Origin of the sequence: Martelella sp. HB161492 (assembly GCF_013184775.1) — a bacterium.
Classification (GTDB): Bacteria; Pseudomonadota; Alphaproteobacteria; order Rhizobiales; family Rhizobiaceae; genus Martelella.
The window spans coordinates 77282-96880 of record NZ_JAATVV010000004.1; the positions used below are offsets into that span (position 1 = coordinate 77282).

The window sequence follows — 19599 nt, forward strand, 5'->3', positions numbered from 1 at the left end:
CTTAAGCTCCGTTGATGGCGTCGCTGACGCCGCGCCGCAGGGCCATGATGCCGCTGTCGAAATGCCGTGTGGGATGCACCCGGTTGGTCAGCAGCGTCCAGCCATAGCCATTGTCGAAATCAATCCAGAGGGCCGTACCGGTAAAGCCCGTATGGCCGATTGTGCCGGGCGAACAATGCCCGCCGCCGGACCACATTTCGAAAGGCCGCTCCCAGCCATGGGTGCGGTGCCCCTCAATCGGCGTCCGCATCAGTTCGACCACCTGGTCGCCCGCTTTGTCACGCGCCAGCATATCGGCGGCGAAATCGAGCACCGCACCGACCGTGCCGAACAGGCCGGCATGACCGGAACCCTGCAGCGCATAGCAGTTCTCGTCATGGACCTCGCCGGAGAGCACACGATGGCGGAAGGCGCAGTCTTCCGTTGCAGCCGCCCTGTCCGGATCTGCGGAGAAGGCAAAGCCTGGTCCCGGATCCATCGCGCGGATCCATTTGCCCGCAAGCCGCTCCAGCGCGATGCCGAGCAGGATATAGTTGATATCGGAATAGACCGGCGGATCCTGATAGCGCCAGTCGCGCTGCAGCACGAATGTCCGCAAGAGATCGGGATCGCTGCCATAGGTGTAGATCGGCTCGACAGCGGGAAAATGCGTCTGATGGCCGAGGCACTGGCGGAAGGTCACCTTGCGCTGCCAGGCATTCGGATCATATTGATTGAAATCCGGAATGACCGAGGTCACCGGCGCATCAAGATCGATCACACCATCGACGGCGAGCTGAAGAATGCGGGTCGTGGTGAAGATCACCTTGGAGACGGATGCAAGGTCAAACCAGGTGTCCTCCCGCATCGGCCGCGGTTCAGGCTTCAAGGCCGCCTGCCCCGATGCCCGTGTGATGCGGCTGCCATCGGCCATGGTCAGCCCCAGCACGCCGCCGGGAATGCGCTTTTCATCGATCGCCAACTGCAGCAGCGCGAATGCACGATCGAACCGTGCGGAAAAATCCGTCATTCAAGCCTCCTCACGCACCAGATGATCAGCGCTGAAACGGGTAAAGCGCGCCGGTTCCGGTTCAAAGCCCAAGGGACGAACCAGCGAGGGCACATCAGTCGTATCCACCCGGTAGTCAAGCCGCCGCCGGTCGATATTCGGCACCGCCTCGATCAGCCGCTTGGTATAGGGATGCTGCGGCGCTGACAGGATCGATGCCGCATCGCCGATCTCGACGATCTGCCCGGCATAGACCACCGCGATACGGTGGGCAATCCGCTCCACCACCGCCATGTCATGGGTGACGAACAGATAGGAGAGGTTCATCTCCCGCTGCAACTCGACCAGAAGATCGAGCACCATGGCCTGAACCGAAACATCAAGTGCCGACACCGCCTCGTCCAGCACGACGATGGAGGGATGCAGCATCAGCGCCCGGGCAATGCACAGACGCTGGCGCTGGCCGCCGGAGAACTGATGCGGGTAGCGCAGCAGCGCCTCTTCCGGCAGACCGACGCGCTTCATGAGCTGCACCATCCGCTCCCGTGTCTCCGCATTGAGCCGCCCACCGGCGGCAATCACAGGCTCGGCCAGGATGGCGTCAACGCGCAGGCGCGGATTGAGCGAGGCATAAGGGTTCTGAAACACCATCTGCACCGGATCGGCGGCAGCCCCGAGACTTGCACCATCGATAAGCGAGAACGCTCCGCGCGTCGGCTTTACCAGGCCCATCACCGCGCGCGCGGTGGTGGATTTGCCCGAGCCGCTCTCGCCGACAATGCCCAGCGTTTCCCCCGGCATAAGATCGAAATCGATCCCGTCAACCGCGTGAACCGCGCCGGTGCGCCGCTTGAAGAAACCGGCCGTGACCGGAAAGCGGACCGTCAGATCCTTCACCGCAAGCGCTGGCTTTTCCGTGCCATTTCGGCGATGGTCTTCGCGAACCGCGCGCCCCGCCGAAAACAGCGGGACAGCACTCAACAGGTGTTGCGTATACGGGTGCTGCGGATGATCGAGGACGTCATCCGTCGCCCCCTGCTCCACCACTTCGCCATTCTGCATCACCATCACCTTGTCAGCGATGCCGGCAACAAGGCCGATATCATGGGTGATGAAGATCAGCCCCATGCCGGTCTCGCGTTTCAGCTCTGTCAGCAGCGCCAGGATCTGCGCCTGAACCGTGACGTCCAGCGCCGTGGTCGGCTCATCGGCGATCAGCAGGCGCGGATTACAGGACAGCGCCATGGCGATCATCACGCGCTGCAGCATGCCGCCGGAAAGCTGGTGCGGATGTGAGGCAAGCCGGCGCGCGGCATCGGGGATACGCACCCGTTCCAGCGCCGCACGCGCCGCCTCCATCGCCGCTTTGCCCTTCAGCCCGTGATGCAGGCGAAAGCTCTCGGCGATCTGCTCACCGACCGTCAGCACCGGATTGAGCGAGGTCATCGGCTCCTGAAAGATCATGCCGATTTCCCGGCCCCGGATCTTTTCAAGCCGCGTTTCCCCGGTCGCGGCCAGATCGATGGTCTCACCGGAACCAAGCGTGAATTCGATACGGCCGGAGGTCACCCTGCCACCGCCGAAATCAACGAGGCGGTTGACCGAAAGCGAGGTGACCGATTTGCCGGATCCGCTTTCGCCGACGATCGCCAGGGTTTCGCCGGGCGCAAGATCGAAGCTCACGCCATGCACAACCTCGTTTTTGACCGGATCCTTGCCGAAGCCGACATGCAGGTCAGTGACTGAAAGAAGTCCGCTCATGCTGTCACCTTCCGTGTGCGGGGGTCGAGGATATCACGCAGCGCATCGCCCAGAAGATTGAAGCCGAGAATGCCGATCATGATGGCGAAGGCCGGAAACACCAGCAGCCACGGCGCCATTTCCATCAGGTTGCGGCTGTCCGACAGCATCAGCCCGAGCGAAGCCTTGGGCGGCTGGGTGCCAAGCCCGAGGAAGGAAAGCCCCGCCTCGGTCAACAGCGCCCAGGCGAGCGCCAGCGTGATCTGCACCGTCAGCGGCGCAACGAGGTTCAGCATCAGGTGGCGCGTCAGAATATAGGAGCGACGGGAATGGAAGGTTCGCGCCGCATCGACGAAATCACGCGTCTTGATCGACAGCGCCGGGCCGCGCACCACGCGGGTGAAGATCGGCGTGTAGACGATGGCAATCGCCATGACGCTGGTCCAGGTTCCCGGACCGACAATGGCGATGATCAAAAGCGCCAGCAGGATCGCCGGAAAGGCCAGCAGCACATCCATGAAGCGCATCACCACGCCATCCCACCAGCCGCCGAACCAGGCCGCTGTGAGCCCCAGCAGGATGCCGATCACCGCAGCAATGGCGACGGAGGAAAAGGCGACGATGAAGGATTGTGCCACGCCGATCATCAGCCGGCTGGCGACATCGCGGCCGAGCAGATCGGTGCCCATCCAGTAGGTCATCGAAGGTGCATGAAGCCGGTCGACACGGAACTGCATCAGCGGATCATGCGGCGTGACCCCGACAAGACCCAGAACGGCAATGACAAGATAAACGAGGACGATCGTGCCGCCGATGCGGCCGCTCGAATGCGAGAAGATGGAGCGGATGAGCGACATCAGTTGCCTCCGAGCCGGATGCGCGGATCAAGCGCGGCATAGGCGAGATCCACCAGAAGATTGACGATCATGAAATTGAGCGCAATGAACAGGACACTGCCCTGCACCAGCGCATAATCGCGCTGCAGGATCGCATCCAGAACCGTGCGGCCAAGCCCTGGCAGGGCGAATATCTGCTCGACAATTACCGCTCCGCCGAGAAGATAGCCGAATTCGACGCCCGAGAGCGTGACCACCGGGATCAGCGCATTGGGCAGCGCATGGTGCCAGATCACCTTGCGGGCGGGCACGCCCTTGGAACGCGCCGTGCGGATATAGTCGTCGGAGAGGATATCGAGCATGGCCGAACGCGAGATCCGGGTGACGGCTGCGGCAAAGGCAAAGCCGAGCGTGATCGCCGGCAGGATCAGCTGCCCCAGATTTTCGAGCGGATTTTCCCAGATCGGCGTGAATGCGCCCATGGTCGGCAGAACGCCGAAACCAACAGACAGAACATAGATCATCAACAATGCAACGACGAAGCTTGGGGTCGACTGGCCGATCATGGCGATGATGCGGACGCCGAGGTCCTGCGGCCGCTCATTGCGGGTTGCAGCATAGATGCCGAGCGGCAGCCCGACGGCAATCGCGATGATCATCGACAGGATCGCCAGCTCCAGCGTCAACGGGAAGACCTTGAGGATCACGGCAAGCACCGGCTTGCCATATATGACGGAAACACCGAGATCGCCGTGCAGCGCATCGGTCAGCCAGCTCCAGTATTGGGCAAGCCAGCCCTTGTCGATACCGAAATAGGCTTCCAGCGATGCCCGCTGGGCCGGTGTTAGCAGCCCGGCCTCGGTCCCCAGCATCGCCGTGATGGCGTCACCGGGAATAAGGCGGATCGAGATAAAAACGAGGATGGAGACGCCGAGCATGACCAGGGGAAAGGTCAGCAGTCTCCGAGCGAGATAATTCATGGGCGTTCCATCCCCGGAATATCAGCCCCGGCCGGAAGCCGGGATGCATCGAGAGGGAAATGGCGGCATCCCGGTTCTTGACGGACCGGAATGCCGCGGGATGTTATTCCGAAACCGTAACCTTGGTCAGGCCGAACAGCGAACCGGTCGGATCGGCCACAAAGCCTTCGACACTGTTCTGCTGGGCGGTGTAGCTGTAGCCGGTATAGAGCCAGATCCACGGCGACACTTCGGTGATGTGCTTGGAGAATTCGGCAAAGATTGCCTTGCGCTTCACCGGATCGGTTTCAACGCGGCCCTCCTGCATCAGATTGTCGAGATCATCATCGATGTAATGCGCGACCTTCTGCAGATTGCCTGCCTTGGTCCAGTAGCGGTTATACATGGTGTAGGGGTCGGTGCGGCCGCCATTCAGCGCCACCGCCATGTCGAAATCACCCTTCAGCCAGCGGTCGACATAGACGTTGAGCTCCATGGATTCGATATCGAGCTTGATGCCGATCTTGGCCAGCTGCGACTGCAGCACCTGAGCCTCGGCGATTGCCGTCGGCGGCTCGCCGGTGGCAACGATCACCTTGGCGTCAAACCCATCAGGCGAAGAGGATTCGGCCATCAGCTGCTTGGCCTTGTCGAGGTCGGGCGTGTAGCAGAACAGCGTCGACGGATCGGAGGCATAGGCCGGCATGGTCAGCGGGCCCGTGACCTTGCCCTCGCCCAGAAGCGCTGCATCAAGCACGTCCTGACGGTCGACGGCGCAGGAAATTGCCTGACGGACCTTCACATCCTGCATCGCGCCGCGATCGGCATTGAGCTGCAGAACATGGTAGGACAGAACCGGTTCGCGGTTCAGCGTCAGGTTCTTTTCCTTCGGCACCAGCGTTGCCACAAGCGGGTCGTTGATCAGCGCGAAATCGACCTGATCGGTGCGCAGAGCAGCGAGGATCGCGGTTTCGTCCGGCAGAACGGAAATGTCGATTTCGTCGACACCTGTCTTGCCGCCGGCCCAGTTCGGGTTTTCAACCAGCACTTCCTTGGCATTCGGTTCCCAGTCCTTCAGCTCGAACGGACCCGAGCCAAGCGCTGTGGTGCCGATCGAGCCATCCTCGATGGCCTTGGCCGGAACGATGGCGGCATTGATCGAAGCCATGGCCGTCAGAAGCGGCACATCCGGCTGCGACAGGTTGAAGACGACGGTCTCGTCATCCGGTGTATCGATGCTCTCGATCGACAGGAAGTTCGAACGCGCCGAGGCGCCTGTGGCTTCGTCAAGAATACGGGTGAACGAGGCCTTGACGTCAGCCGGCGTCACCGGGGTTCCGTCGGAGAACTTGGCATTGGGATCAAGCTTGAAGGTCAGCGTCTTGCCGTCATCGGAGAAGGACCAGCTCTTGGCAATCGCCGGCGCCAGGTTGAGATCGCTGTCGGTGCGCAGCAAAGGCTCGTAGACGAGCTCGAGAAGGCGGATCGACGAAAAAGCCGTCTGCTTGTGCGGATCAAGGCCCGTCGCATCCTGCGACCAGGCCATACGCAGCGTGGCCGCAGAGGCCGGAAGCGTTGCCGCACCCAGCGCGATGGTAATCGCCAGAGCGGAAACAATATTATGTTTCAGGAATTTACCCATGTTCTTTCCCTCAAGAGATGAAAGCGCCTCTGATGACATTTCATCGCCGCAGCGCCGGTTTTGAATTTGCGTCTTCTGTGCGGCTTCACGCCGTCTTGTTGCTCAGTGCCAACCGCAGGAAGCCATTGGCGCGTTCAAGCGCCTGACGGGCCTCCTCCAGTTCCATGCCAGTCAGTGCGATCAGGATCGCAAGCTTTACATTATTGCCGGTTTCATTCAGCAGCGCTTCGGCTTCGCCGGCGGAAATGCCCGTCGCCTCGGTGACAATCCGCACGGCGCGGATGAAGAGCTTCTCGTTGCTCACAGAAACATCGACCATCAGATTCTGGTAGACCTTGCCGGAGCGCACCATGCTGGCGGTCGACAGCATGTTCAAAACGAGTTTCTGTGCCGTGCCGGATTTCATCCGCGTTGATCCGGTCAAAACCTCCGGGCCGACAACCGGCGAAATGGCGATATCGGCCATGGCGGCGATCGCCGAACCAGGATTGCAGGAAAGTGCCACCGTCGTCGCGCCGACGCCGAGCGCATAATCCAGTGCGCCAATCACGAAGGGTGTGCGCCCGGAAACGGCAATGCCGACCACGACATCCCTGTCGCTTAAGCCGATCTGTTCCAGCATTGCCCTGCCCTCGGCGCGATTATCCTCCACGCCTTCGACGGCATTGGTCAGCGCATGCTCGCCGCCGGCCATCAGGCCGATGACCATGCCTTCGGGCACGGAAAAGGTCGGCGGGCATTCGGATGCATCCAGCACACCGAGCCGGCCGGATGTGCCGGCGCCGATATAGACAAGGCGCCCGCCGCGGGCAAAGGCGTCGACAATGCTGTCGACGGCTCTGGCGATCGCCGGCAGCTCGGTTTCGACCGCCAGCGCGACCTTCTTGTCTTCACTGTTGATCAGGGAAAGGATGTTGGGGGTCGACAGAAGATCGAGATCGGAAGATCCCGCATTGCGGCCTTCGGAGACAAGCCCATTCAATTCAGCCATCAAAGTCTGTTCTGTCATACCCCTCACACCTTCTTCAAGACAGCCATCTGGGCTGTCTGGCGCACCGCCGGTTATCCGGTCATTTGCACGGAGCGTAAAATTGAAAATTCCAACTGTCAATTAATTTTCAGAATAAATTATTCCATATTCACTTTTCCCCACCCGTCTCACGCTGGAAAAGAAAGCGTTCGATTTTCTCGAAATTCCATTGTATTCCTTGAAACGGAATAGATTATTCCATCCCTGGAGAAAAGGAATGCCATGTCGGTCCTGAAAGTCATCGAAGCCCAGCTTGACGGCATGGCCCCTGCTGACCGGCAGATCGGCTCTTTCATCCTGGAAAATCCCGGCAGCGTCGTCCGGCTGTCCTCGGCCGAGCTTGCGACCCAGACCGGGCGCAGCCAGTCGAGTGTGGTGAAGTTCTCACAGAAGCTTGGCTTTGCCGGCTATCAGGATCTGAAAATCGCCATCAGCAAGGCCGAAGCGCGCGAATGGCACACGCCGCCGGGCATGATCCATGCGACGATCCAGCGCGGCGACGGCCCGGCAACGATTGCCCAGAAGCTGCTGGCCAGCAAGATCCAGTCGATGCAGCAGACGATTGCCGCCAATGACGAGCGCGAAATCACCCGCGCGCTGGACCTGATTGATGCGGCGGCACGGATTTCGATTGCCGGCGTCGGCGCATCATCGCTGGTGGCGCGGGACTTTTCCTACAAGCTGCAAAAGCTCGGCCGTTTCGCCCTGCATGACAGTGACAGCCATGTGCAAATGGCCAATGTTTCGGCCTCGCGCGCGGGCGACCTGCTGTTCGCCCTGTCGCAATCCGGCACCAGCATCGAGACCGTGCGCATTGCCGAACTGGCAAAGGAGCGCGGTGCCACCGTGATCGCCGTGACCGGTCCGCAACAGAGCCTTCTGTCGCGGATTGCCGATTTCTGCCTCTATACCATTGCCGACGAAGACCGGGTGCGCTCCTCCGCCATCACTGCCCGCGATGCCCAGCTGACCCTGCTCGATTTCCTGTTCATCCTGCTGCTGCAGCGCCAGAATGATGCCAATCGTTATGTCAGCAACAGTGAAGCGGCCGTCGCAGCGCTGAAATTCAGCTGACTTCTGATGAGCTTTGATCCTGCTTCGGGGCCAGCCAAGCTATTTGGTCGAAAAATCGCAATACTAGTAATACATATATTGCAATATACCTAAATTACGCCACAGATCCGCGTTTAATACCTGTATCTACAGGATGTTATCTGTGGATATCAAAACGTGGAATCTACGCGCACCAATATCGGCCCAAGGGTTGCCTTCACCCAAACGCATCAGGATATGCAGGTCGTTCCGAACATCCGTCGGACACCGGAAGGCGACTCGCCGCGAAGCTCAACAAGCGACGAAACGAACAAAGTCAGCCCCACTGCAGACGACGCCTCCCTGCGCGATATCATTCCGACCCGCCCTGCACCGCACGGTAACGATCGGTACGGCGCGCAAAATGACTGGCGGAGGAACCCGGACCATCGGCATCTGCTGCGCCTTGGCGCGACGGATAGTGATACATTTCGCGGTATAGCGCTGCGCTATCGCGATGAATATCAGGTTCCAGCGCGCAACATCCATTCCGATGGCGCTCAGGAAGTTGACTACAACAAACGGGACGACTGGCGCACGAACCCCGTGGAAAGGGCCGCCGTCGAAGGCATGATGAAGCTGATGCCGACGGCCAAAGCCGATACCTATGCGCACCTGACCAGCAAGGATCGGCTTGATATCACCGCGCACGGCAGCAAACAGGGCCCCACCAGCTACAGTGCCGACAGGCTTGCCGAAAAGCTCGCCGCGCTCGGGCTGAGGGAAATCGGCATCATCAAGCTTCAGTCCTGCCATGTCGGCGCCGCCGACTACCCGAAAAAACTCTGCGGCGCCCTTACTGCCCGCGGCATCAAGGTCGGCTATATTTCAGCGCCAAAAGCCTATCTTATGGGCGCCGCATCCAATCACCGCCTGGTCGTCAACGGCGCCTTGATCCCCAGGATCGGTGACAGCCGTTTCAAGGTGGTGAAAGGCAATCTCAATGTCCGTTTCGCTGGTACGCGCTACACGTAACCCTACAGCAGAGCAGACACAGCCTCACGCTGCGTCGCTCGTTTCCGTCTTGTTGCCCGGCACATAGTTCAGCACCGGCCCGAGCCAGCGCTCGACCTCTTCGACGCTCATTCCCTTGCGGGCCGCATAGTCTTCGACCTGGTCGCGCTCGACCTTGGCGACACCGAAATAATAGCTGTCGGGATGGCCGATATAGATACCGGAGACCGATGAACCCGGCCACATGGCATAGCTTTCCGTCAGCGTCACGCCCGTGGCATTTTCCGCATCCAGCAGCTCGAACAGCGTCTTCTTTTCGGTGTGATCGGGTTGCGCCGGATAGCCGGGTGCGGGACGGATGCCATCATAGGCCTCACCGATCAGCTCGTGATTGGCGAAACTTTCATCCGGTGCATAGGCCCAGAATTCCCGGCGCACGCGCTGATGCATGCGTTCGGCAAAGGCCTCGGCAAAGCGGTCAGCCAGAGCCTTGACCATGATCGAGGAGTAGTCGTCATTAGCCCGCTCGAAGCGTTCGGCAATGGCGATTTCCTCAAAGCCTGCCGTGACGACGAAGCCGCCGACATAATCCGGCTTGCCGCTCTCAACGGGCGCGACGAAATCCGACAGCGCCACATTGGGCCGGTCGCCACGCTTGGACAGTTGCTGGCGCAGCGTGAAGAACGTGGCAAGCTCTTCCGAGCGGCTTTCATCCGTGAACAGGCGGATATCATCCCCAACAGCATTGGCCGGCCAGAAGCCGATGACCGCGCGCGGACGGAACCACTTTTCCGCAACGATCTTCTGCAGCATCGCTTTTGCATCAGCGAAGAGCTGACGCGCGGTCTCGCCCTGTTTCTCATCCTGAAGAATATCAGGATAGCGCCCCTTCAGTTCCCAGGTCTGGAAAAAGGGTGTCCAGTCGAAATATTCGACAAGTTCGGCCAGATCATAATCGTCAAACACTTTGGTGCCGAAAAAGGTCGGCGCGACGGGCTTGAAGCCGTCCCAGTCCACCTTCACGTGATTGGCCCGTGCTGCAGCCAATGGCAGGCGCAGCTTGGCAGCCTCGGCGCGGGCATGGGCGTCAGCGACCTTGGCATATTCCTCGCGGATGCCGGTGACGTAATTGCCCTTCAGCTCCGGTGTCAGCAGATTGTTGACCACGCCGACAGCACGGCTTGCATCCGTCACATAGATCGCCTGCCCCTTGTCATAGGCGGGATGGATCTTGACGGCCGTATGCACCCGGCTGGTGGTCGCCCCACCGATCAGAAGCGGCAGGTGGAAATCCTGGCGCTCCATTTCGGCAGCGACATGCACCATCTCGTCGAGCGAGGGTGTGATCAGGCCGGAAAGACCGATGATATCGGCCTTGTGCTCCTTCGCGGCAGCAAGGATCTTTTCCGCCGGCACCATGACGCCGAGATCAATGATCTCGTAATTGTTGCAGGCAAGCACGACGCCGACGATGTTCTTGCCGATGTCATGGACGTCGCCCTTGACGGTCGCCATGATCACCTTGCCGGCCGATTGCGCACCTTCAGCCCCGCTCAGGCGCTTTTCCTCTTCCATGTAGGGCAGCAGAACGGCAACCGCCTGCTTCATCACGCGGGCGGATTTCACCACCTGCGGCAGGAACATCTTGCCGGCGCCGAACAGATCGCCGACCACATTCATGCCGGCCATCAGCGGCCCTTCGATGACATGCAGCGGCCGCTCGGCGGCCAGACGCGCCTCTTCGGTGTCGGCCTCGATGAATTCGGTAATGCCGTTGACCAGCGCATGTTCCAGCCGCTTTGCAACCGGAAATTCGCGCCAGGCCAGATCCTGCTTGCGCTCCTCGGTCTTGCCCGTGCCGCGGTAGCGCTCGGCGATGGCCAGCAGCCGCTCGGTGGAATCCGAACGCCGGTTCAGCACCACGTCCTCGCAGGCTTCGCGCAGCTCGGGCTCGATGCTTTCATAGACGATCAGCTGGCCGGCATTGACGATGCCCATATCCATTCCCGCCTGAATGGCGTGATAGAGGAACACCGCATGCATCGCCTGACGGACCGGCTCATTGCCGCGGAAGGAGAAGGACAGGTTCGACACGCCACCGGAAATATGCGCGTGCGGCAGTGTCTCGCGGATCTTCTTCGTTGCCTCGATGAAGTCGACACCGTAGTTGTCATGCTCCTCGATACCCGTTGCAACAGCAAAGATATTCGGATCAAAAACAATATCTTCCGGCGGAAACCCAACCTTCTTTGTGAGGACGTTATAGGCCCGCGTGCAGATCTCGACCTTACGTTCAAACGTATCGGCCTGACCCTGCTCGTCAAAGGCCATCACCACGGTTGCCGCACCGTAATTGCGGATCAGCCTTGCCTTTTCGATAAACTGTTCCTCGCCTTCCTTCAGCGAGATCGAGTTGACCAGCGCCTTGCCCTGAGTGCATTTGAGACCAGCCTCGATGATCTCGAACTTGGAGGAGTCGATCATCAGCGGAACGCGGGCAATGTCCGGTTCGGCAGCGATCAGGTTGAGGAATTCGACCATCGCCTTTTCGCTGTCAATCAGGCCCTCATCCATATTGATATCGATGACCTGGGCGCCGGCTTCCACCTGATCACGGGCGACATCGAGCGCGGTCGCGTAATCGGCATTGGTGATCAGCTTGCGGAATTTCGCCGAGCCGGTGACATTGGTACGCTCACCGACATTGACGAAGGGGATATCGCTGGTCAGCACGAAGGGTTCGAGGCCCGACAGCGCCAGGAAGGGCCTGTGCTCCGGCACCTGGCGCGGTTTGTACTGGCCGACGGCATCAGCAACGGCGGCAATATGTTCCGGCGTCGAGCCACAGCAGCCGCCGACGATGTTGACCAGCCCCTGGCGGGCGAAGTTGCCGACCTGACGCGCCATATCCTCCGGACCCTGATCGTAAAGACCGAATTCATTCGGCAGACCGGCATTGGGATAGGCGCAGATGAAGGTGTCAGCGACGCCGGAAAGCTCCTGAAGATGCGGCAGCATGGCGTCCGCGCCAAGCGCGCAGTTGAGCCCGATCGTGAAGGGCTCGGAATGGCGCAGCGAATACCAGAAGGCCGATGGCGTCTGACCGGACAGGGTGCGGCCGGAAAGATCGGTGATCGTGCCGGAAATCATCAGCGGCAGTTCGATGCCCTTTTCCGCAAAGGCCTCACGCGCGGCGAAAACCGCAGCCTTGGCATTCAGCGTGTCGAAGATGGTTTCGATCAGGATCAGATCGGAGCCGCCATCGATCAGACCGTTGATCTGCTGACGATAGGCAATACGCAAATCATCAAAGGAAACAGCACGAAAGCCTGGATTGTTCACGTCCGGTGAGATCGACGCCGTGCGGTTGGTCGGACCAACGGCACCGGCAACGAAACGCCGGCGGCCATCTTCCTTCTCGGCTCTCAGCGCCGCACGACGGGCAACACGGGCGCCATCGCGGTTCAGCTCATAGACGATATCTTCCATCTGGTAATCAGCCTGGGCGATCGTCGTTCCGGAGAAGGTATTGGTCTCGATGATATCCGCACCGGCGATGGCATAGCGGTAGTGAATTTCTTCCACCGCCTTCGGCTGCGACAGGATCAGAAGGTCGTTATTGCCCTTCAGCTGGCAGGAACAGCCACCGAAGCGATCACCGCGGAAATGATCTTCGTCAAATCCAAGCCCCTGGATCTGCGTTCCCATGGCGCCGTCGAGAATGAGGATGCGCTCACGCGCAGCCTTTTCCAGCGCCGCACGGATTTCGGCACCATCACGCTTCGGCGCAACGTCCCCGAACAATTCATCCAACATCAGACAGACTCCCGAATTTCTTCGCCAATGCAAATCACATAAAGATATCTTTATGTCAACATATGGCTTTGATTTGCTGCGCGATGGTAGCCAGAAATCGACAAAGGCCGAACCGGGCTCCCCACTCTGACGCCACGCGACATGCCTTGCGGCAAAATCCATTTTTTACAGTCAACTGACTTGACCAGCATCAACAAAGTCTCACTCTAGGCCGATATGATGGCAATCGGTTCGCAAGGCAAGATGTTCCGCCAACAGCGCTTGCCGAAAGGATGTTTTCGCGAGAAAAACCGTGAGCATTTCATTTCAGAATCGGCGCAGGCAATAAAAATACCGGGACGCCGTCGGATTCGCAAAATTGGAGGAGTTTCATGCAGCCGAAAGTCAACACAATGATCGCGCCGCCCCGCTGGATCCGTCGCCCCTACCATCGCGACTGGCTGATGAGCCAGGCCAATGATCTGTTCGATTTTTTCCAGTATCGCTCGATCAACCCCAAAGGCGGCTTCTTCGAGTTTGACGCCGATGGCAATCCGCTGGGCGGTGACAACCCGGTGCGCGGCATTCATACCGCAGCCCGCATGGTACACTGCATGTCCATCGGCCACATGCTCGGCCGCCCGGGCTGCGATGACCTTCTCGATCATGGGATGAAATTCCTGTGGGAGCGTCATCGCGACAGTGAACGCGGCGGCTATTTCTGGCAGGTCGACAATGACGGCCCGCTCGGAGAACCGACCAAGCAGGCCTATGGCCACGCCTTCGTGCTTCTGGCCGCCTCATCGGCGAAGTTTGCCGGCCATCCGCAGGCCGACCAGATGATCGCAGACGTGACCGAGGTGATCGAAAAGCACTTCTGGGAAGAGCGATATGGCGCTGTTGCCGAGGAATTTGAGACCGACTGGACGCCCGTTCCCGGCTATCGCGGCCAGAACTGCAACATGCATATGACCGAGGCGCTGATGGCGGCCTATGAGGTCACCGGTAAGGTTGACTATATCACCAAGGCAAAGCAGATCGCCGAGCTGATCATTAACAAGCATGCGCGGTCCTGCAATTTCCGCGTTGCCGAGCATTTCACCGAAAACTGGGAAATCGACTATAATTATTCGGGCAACGAGATGTTCCGCCCCTCCGGCACCACGCCAGGCCACTGGCTGGAATGGTCGCGCCTGCTGCTGCAGCTTTTCGCGCTGACCGGCCGCGCCCATGACTGGATGCCCAAGGCTGCCCAGGAACTCTTCATCTCGTCGTTCAAATATGGCTGGGATCACGAAAAGAAGGGCATGTATTACACGCTCGACTGGAACAACAAGCCGCTCAACCGGTCGAAACTGTGGTGGCCGCATTGCGAAGCAATTGGCGCCACCCATTGCCTGTCTGAACATTTCGGCGGCGATTTCCACATGCTGGCCTATCGCCGGCTCTGGAGCTTCATCACCAATCACCTGATCGACCACGAAAAGGGCGGCTGGCACGAGGAGCTGACCGAGGACCTCGTCCCGGCAAACAGCCTCTTCGCCGGCAAGGGCGACATCTATCACGCGCTTCAGGCCTGCCTGATCCCGCTCTACCCGACCACCGGCTCGATCGTGCAGATGATCTATAACGAGATCAAGCATTACTGATCGCCCTCCGGCGCCACTGATCCACGCGAAAAAGACGGGCGGATTTTCCGCCCGTTTTGTTTGCGCAGGACAGAAACCCGACGATCCCGGAAGGTTCGGGAAACGGAAAACCTGCGCCATTGACTCACTAGGACATTCGTCCTAGTTTTATTGTGCGACCAATGAACCGGTGAGAAAATGGCGACGCCGTCAACCCGAGACCTGATCATCGAGAAAGCCGATACGCTGTTTTACGAGCGCGGTTTCGAGGCGACCTCCTTTGCGGACATTGCTGCATCGGTCGGCATTTCACGCGGTAATTTCTATCATCATTTCAAGACGAAAGATGAGATTCTTGATGCAGTGATTGATCGCCGCATTGAAAATACCAGTGCCATGCTCGATGCGTTTGCGGCTGATGCATCAACGCCGCGCGACGGGATCATCGCCTTCATTCACATCGTCATCACCAATCGGACGAAGATCATGGCCTTTGGCTGCCCGGTCGGCACGCTCTGCGCCGAACTTGCCAAGCTCGACCACGCCCTCAAGCCGCGTGCCGCAGCCCTTTTCACGCTGTTTGGAGACTGGCTGACCCGGCAGTTTGCCGCCCTTGGCATGGCAGACCATGCCGGGCGCTATGCGCTTCATGTGCTGGCATGGTCACAAGGTGTGGCCGCGCTTGCGGCAGCCTTTCACGATGAAACCTTCATCCGCCGCGAGGTCGATGACATCACCGCATGGCTGGACAGCCTGCCGGCCGTCCTTGCCTGAACCGCGCCTCAGGAGTTCACATGTTCATCACCTTTCTCACATTCGCGGAAAACCGCTCCCGCGCCGCAGATTTCATCGCGGCGCATAATGAATGGATTGCCCGCGGCTTTGCCGACGGCGCCTTCCTGTGCGCCGGCACGCTCGATGGTGCCAGCGGCGGCGCGATCCTGGCCCATGGCGAGACCCGCGAGGATCACGACAGACGGATCGCCGCCGATCCCTTCGTCATTCACGGCATCGTCACGGCAGAAACTCACAGCATCGATCCGAAACGCACCAGCGATGCCCTTTCCTTCGTGAGGCAGACAGAATGAGCGCCACCATTGCCGGGCCGGATGGCCTGCCGCCTTCTTCTGGCGCAATGCCGAAGTTGAGCCTGATGCTGCGCCACAGAGCCGATCGGCGTCACCGCTCTCGACCGCGCTGTCAAAAGAATTGCGCCGGCGCGGCTGGAAATTTGTCGGCCCGACAACGATCTATGCCATCATGCAGGCCGTCGGGCTCATCAATGGCCATGCGCTTTCCTGCGTCACCCGGCCGCTCGTCGCCGAGGCGATCAATGCATTTGACCGGCCTGTCTGAAGAAAGCGACAAAACGGCCGATTTCGCGCCTGCATCATTATTGTGAGTGACGGCACAAAGCCTTATAAGAAAGCAAAATCCGCCCCTTGAGACGAAACGGGACAATGAAAATGGCAGCAAAGATCTTCATCGATGGCGAACACGGAACCACGGGCCTGCAGATCCGCACGCGCATGGCCGCGCGCCGTGATGTCGAGCTGCTGTCGATCCCGGCGGCGGAGCGCCGCAACCCGAAAATGCGCGAAGACCTGCTCAACAGCGCCGATATCGCCATTCTCTGCCTGCCGGACGAAGCCTCGCGCGAGGCGGTCTCGATGCTTTCCGGCAATAACAGCGTCCGGGTGATCGATACATCGACGGCCTACCGGGTCAATCCGGATTGGGTTTACGGTTTTGCCGAAATGGACAAGGCGCAGGGCGACAAGATCCGCGCCGCGCGCTATGTCGCCAATCCTGGCTGCTACCCGACCGGCGCCATCGCACTTTTGCGCCCGCTGCGGTGCGCCGGGCTGATCCCGGACAGCTACCCGGTCACGGTCAATGCGGTTTCCGGCTATACCGGCGGCGGCAAGAACCTGATCGCCCAGATGGAAGACGAAAGCCGTGACGACCATATCGACACGCCGCATTTCCTTTACGGCCTCAACCTTTCGCACAAGCATGTTCCGGAAATGACGACGCATGGAATGCTTGCCCGCGCACCGATCTTCTCACCGTCGGTCGGCCGTTTTCCGCAGGGCATGATCGTGCAGGTGCCGCTCTATCTTGATGATCTTGCCGGCAGTCAGACGCTGGAGAGCATTCACGCGCTGCTTGCCGATTATTATGCCGGCCAGGAGATTGTCAGCGTCGTGCCGCTTTCACAAAGCGCCGCACTTCCCCGCGTCAATGCAGTAGAGCTTGCCGGTCAGGACACGATGAAGCTGTTCGTTTTCGGCAAGCCCGGCGGCGCGCATGTCAATCTTGTCGCGCTGCTTGACAATCTGGGCAAGGGCGCCTCCGGCGCTGCCGTTCAGAACATGGATCTGATGCTGTCGGCCTGAGACGCATTCAGTGAACAATCCGTCGCCGATGGGCCGGTCGCTAAACGGCCGGCCCATCGCTATATTGCTGTCAACACACGATTTTATCGAGGTTTGACATGAGCAATACCCGTTTTCCCGTCTATTTCATCCCCCATGGTGGCGGTCCGTGGCCGTTCATGGAAAATCTTTCAGGCGTTCTGCGCGATGATGACCCGTGGAAGCCACTCGAGGTTTTCCTGCGCGGCATGGACAAAGAGATCGGCCGTCGCCCGAAGGCTGTCCTGGTCATTTCCGCCCATTGGCCGAATGTGCCGAAGCTCACCGTCTCGACTGCCGCCCATCCCGGCATGTATTTCGATTATGGCGGCTTTCCGGCCCATACCTATCAGCTGAAATACCCTGCCCCCGGCGCGCCCGCGATTGCCGAGCATGTGCGCGATGTGCTGAAGGCGAAGGGCATCGAGACGGAAACCAATGACAGCCGTGGCTATGACCATGGCGTTTTCATTCCCTTCATGCTGATCTATCCCAAGGCCGATGTGCCGATCATCATGATGTCGCTCGACCCGGATCTTTCCGCCGAAACCCATTTCAGGATCGGTCAGGCGCTGGAGAGCCTGCGCGATGAGGATATTCTGATCGTCGGATCGGGACTTTCTTATCACAACATGCGCATGTTCTTCCGCCGCAATGGCGAACATGAGGCGCAATCGGCCCGGTTTGACGACTGGCTTGCTGACGCAGTCTCGATAGCAGATCCCGAGGCGCGGCTGGCAAAGCTTGCGACCTGGACCGACAATCCCGACGCCATCGCCAGCCATTTCCCGGAACACGACCATCTCGTCCCGGTCTTTGCTGCAGCGGGTGCGGCAGGCAGCGATACGGGTGTGCCGGTGCTGAAGACCGACTTCCTCAACAAACGCTATTCAGCCTATCGCTTCGGCTGAACCGCCAGACCAAAAAAGGCCCGCTTCGCGCGGGCCTTTTGCCTGCTGCGCCCTGCTCAGGACAGCACGAACATCGGCTGGCGATAGCCGCGCGCATGGGCAACAACGGCCGCCAGAACGATCAGCGCCATGCCCTGATGGCAAAGCGCCAGCGGCAGCGGCACCTGAAACAGCAGCGTGAAGATGCCGAGACAAGCCTGAACCAGCACCAGAATGAAGATCAGAAGCGCACCGCGGGCATGCTGCGACAGTTCCAGATCAAGCCCGCGGGCAACAGCGCCGCGCCATTCGGCAATCATGTGCAGCAGCGCAAGAATGAATACGGTGTAACCGCCAATCCGATGAATGAACTGAACGGTCTTGGGATTCTCGAAGAAGTTCAGATAGGCCGGATGCTGAACGAGAAGCCCATCCGGAACCAGAGCGCCATCCATCAGCGGCCAGGTATTGTAGCTGAAACCGGCATCAAGCCCGGCAACAAGGGCGCCGAGATAGATCTGCACAAGAACCGCCAGGACCAGAAGGGCGGCAAAGCTGCCGGAACCGAAAGCGGGTGATGGCTGAACCTTGCGGGGCTTCAGCCCGGCGGCGATATAGACACAGGCCGTGAAAATCAGGCATGCCGTCACCAGATGAATAGCGAGCCGATACTGGCTGACATCGGTGCGTACCGACAGGCCTGAGGAAACCATCCACCAGCCGATGAAACCCTGAAAGCCACCCAGCAGGAAAACACCGAAAAGCGGCAGGCGCAGGCTCTTGGCAAGCCGGCCCGAAAGCCAGAAATAGACGAGCGGAACGAAGAAGATCAGCCCAATGGAGCGGGCGAGCAGCCGGTGCGCCCACTCCCACCAGAACAGCGCCTTGAAGCCGGCAAGGGTCATGCCCTTGTTCAGAAGCTGATATTCGGGAATCTGCTGATAAAGCGCGAACTCTTCCTGCCAGTCCTTCAGCGACAAGGGCGGAATGACCCCATGGATCGGTTTCCACTGGGTGATGGACAGGCCCGAATGGGTGAGCCGGGTCGCACCGCCGACCAGAACCAGACAGAACAGTGTCAGGACCACAAGATAGAGCCAATAGCGGACCAGTGCTGCATTGCGCCGCTCCCGTTCATCCCCCGGTTTCATCGCTGTTGCTGCGACCATGCCTGTCTTCTCCGTTTCTGGCGGCCGCAAGGCACATGGCCGCTCTTTTCAACGCTGGCGCAAAGGCCTAATCTCTTGCCATCACCTTGACAAGCAGGAGATGGAAGGTGCCGGTCAGGCTGCGCAAATTCGTCGGAACCATCCTTATCATCCTTCTGGTGATCGTCTATGCGCTCGCAGCGACGCTTATTGCCACACATATGCTTGGCGACAAAGCCTGGTGGGTGGCACTCCTCTATTTCGCACTGTCAGGCCTGTTATGGATATTGCCGGCCATGGTGATCATCAAATGGATGGCCGGCCCCGTCGCCAGACCGGCAGGGCACAGGGCAGAAAGCGAGTAGTTTCCTCACCGGCCACAAGCCAGGGAACTGACCGCAAGGCCTGCACGTTCGACCAAGGAGCGGCTTGTGTTTGTCTGAAAACAGGACGAGCATTGCAGCCGGAATGACGCGCCAG

The 19599-nt window shown here is 59.7% G+C and carries 16 protein-coding genes and 1 pseudogene; 9 read left to right on the forward strand and 8 right to left on the reverse strand.

Annotation, left to right across the window (positions count from 1 at the left end; genetic code table 11):
* Window position 1 precedes the first annotated feature (1 nt).
* The 6 genes from HCK86_RS07940 to murQ all read right to left on the reverse strand — a co-directional run bounded on the left by HCK86_RS07940 (window position 2) and on the right by murQ (window position 7174).
* Window positions 2-1009: a serine hydrolase domain-containing protein gene (locus HCK86_RS07940; RefSeq protein WP_176083936.1), complete on the reverse strand. Its 1008-nt coding sequence runs from the start codon at window positions 1007-1009 to the stop codon at window positions 2-4.
* The gene (locus HCK86_RS07945; RefSeq protein ID WP_176083937.1) at window positions 1010-2749 is read right to left on the reverse strand and encodes an ABC transporter ATP-binding protein; all 1740 of its coding nucleotides are present in this window, start codon (window positions 2747-2749) and stop codon (window positions 1010-1012) included.
* A complete protein-coding gene (locus HCK86_RS07950; protein ID WP_176083938.1) occupies window positions 2746-3585 on the reverse strand; it encodes an ABC transporter permease in 840 nt (279 codons plus the stop codon). The genes HCK86_RS07945 and HCK86_RS07950 overlap by 4 nt, the downstream gene beginning before the upstream one ends.
* Window positions 3585-4544: an ABC transporter permease gene (locus HCK86_RS07955; protein ID WP_141147321.1), complete on the reverse strand. Its 960-nt coding sequence runs from the start codon at window positions 4542-4544 to the stop codon at window positions 3585-3587. Before HCK86_RS07955 ends, HCK86_RS07950 begins: the two co-directional genes overlap by 1 nt.
* A 103-nt stretch (window positions 4545-4647) precedes the next feature.
* On the reverse strand, window positions 4648-6165 hold the full coding sequence (locus tag HCK86_RS07960; RefSeq protein ID WP_176083939.1) for an ABC transporter substrate-binding protein: 1518 nt from the start codon (window positions 6163-6165) through the stop codon (window positions 4648-4650).
* An 85-nt stretch (window positions 6166-6250) separates the two neighbouring features.
* Complete coding sequence (murQ, locus tag HCK86_RS07965; RefSeq protein WP_176083940.1) at window positions 6251-7174, reverse strand: N-acetylmuramic acid 6-phosphate etherase; 924 nt, start codon at window positions 7172-7174, stop codon at window positions 6251-6253.
* 243 nt (window positions 7175-7417) lie between these two features.
* On the opposite strand from murQ, the gene HCK86_RS07970 reads away from it, so the two are divergent.
* The gene (locus tag HCK86_RS07970) at window positions 7418-8269 is read left to right on the forward strand and encodes a MurR/RpiR family transcriptional regulator (protein ID WP_176083941.1); all 852 of its coding nucleotides are present in this window, start codon (window positions 7418-7420) and stop codon (window positions 8267-8269) included.
* A gap of 216 nt (window positions 8270-8485) precedes the next feature.
* Window positions 8486-9262: a hypothetical protein gene (locus tag HCK86_RS07975; RefSeq protein WP_176083942.1), complete on the forward strand. Its 777-nt coding sequence runs from the start codon at window positions 8486-8488 to the stop codon at window positions 9260-9262.
* A gap of 24 nt (window positions 9263-9286) precedes the next feature.
* Here HCK86_RS07975 and metH read toward each other — a convergent pair whose 3' ends face one another.
* Window positions 9287-13057 carry a methionine synthase gene (gene metH / locus HCK86_RS07980; protein ID WP_176083943.1) on the reverse strand — a complete coding sequence of 1257 codons (3771 nt, stop codon included), beginning with the start codon at window positions 13055-13057 and terminating at the stop codon, window positions 9287-9289.
* A 371-nt stretch (window positions 13058-13428) separates the two neighbouring features.
* Here metH and HCK86_RS07985 point away from each other — a divergent pair, with 371 nt between their 5' ends.
* The 6 genes and pseudogenes from HCK86_RS07985 (at window position 13429) to HCK86_RS08010 (ending at window position 17992) form a co-directional block, all read left to right on the forward strand.
* Window positions 13429-14685, forward strand: a complete 1257-nt coding sequence (locus HCK86_RS07985) for an AGE family epimerase/isomerase (protein WP_176083944.1) — start codon at window positions 13429-13431, stop codon at window positions 14683-14685.
* 177 nt (window positions 14686-14862) lie between these two features.
* Window positions 14863-15438: a TetR/AcrR family transcriptional regulator gene (locus tag HCK86_RS07990; protein WP_176083945.1), complete on the forward strand. Its 576-nt coding sequence runs from the start codon at window positions 14863-14865 to the stop codon at window positions 15436-15438.
* Window positions 15439-15458: 20 nt separating this feature from the next.
* A complete protein-coding gene (locus HCK86_RS07995) occupies window positions 15459-15752 on the forward strand; it encodes a hypothetical protein (protein WP_176083946.1) in 294 nt (97 codons plus the stop codon).
* 67 nt (window positions 15753-15819) lie between these two features.
* A pseudogene (locus tag HCK86_RS08000) lies at window positions 15820-16020 on the forward strand (DNA-3-methyladenine glycosylase I); the annotation flags it as partial.
* 110 nt (window positions 16021-16130) lie between these two features.
* A complete protein-coding gene (argC, locus tag HCK86_RS08005; protein ID WP_176083947.1) occupies window positions 16131-17063 on the forward strand; it encodes an N-acetyl-gamma-glutamyl-phosphate reductase in 933 nt (310 codons plus the stop codon).
* Window positions 17064-17161: 98 nt separating this feature from the next.
* Complete coding sequence (locus HCK86_RS08010) at window positions 17162-17992, forward strand: class III extradiol ring-cleavage dioxygenase (RefSeq protein ID WP_176083948.1); 831 nt, start codon at window positions 17162-17164, stop codon at window positions 17990-17992.
* A gap of 56 nt (window positions 17993-18048) precedes the next feature.
* Here HCK86_RS08010 and HCK86_RS08015 read toward each other — a convergent pair whose 3' ends face one another.
* Window positions 18049-19140, reverse strand: coding sequence for a COX15/CtaA family protein (locus HCK86_RS08015; protein ID WP_176083949.1), 1092 nt, complete (start codon window positions 19138-19140; stop codon window positions 18049-18051).
* 107 nt (window positions 19141-19247) lie between these two features.
* On the opposite strand from HCK86_RS08015, the gene HCK86_RS08020 reads away from it, so the two are divergent.
* Window positions 19248-19484: a DUF2842 domain-containing protein gene (locus HCK86_RS08020; RefSeq protein ID WP_176083950.1), complete on the forward strand. Its 237-nt coding sequence runs from the start codon at window positions 19248-19250 to the stop codon at window positions 19482-19484.
* Window positions 19485-19599: the final 115 nt, after the last annotated feature.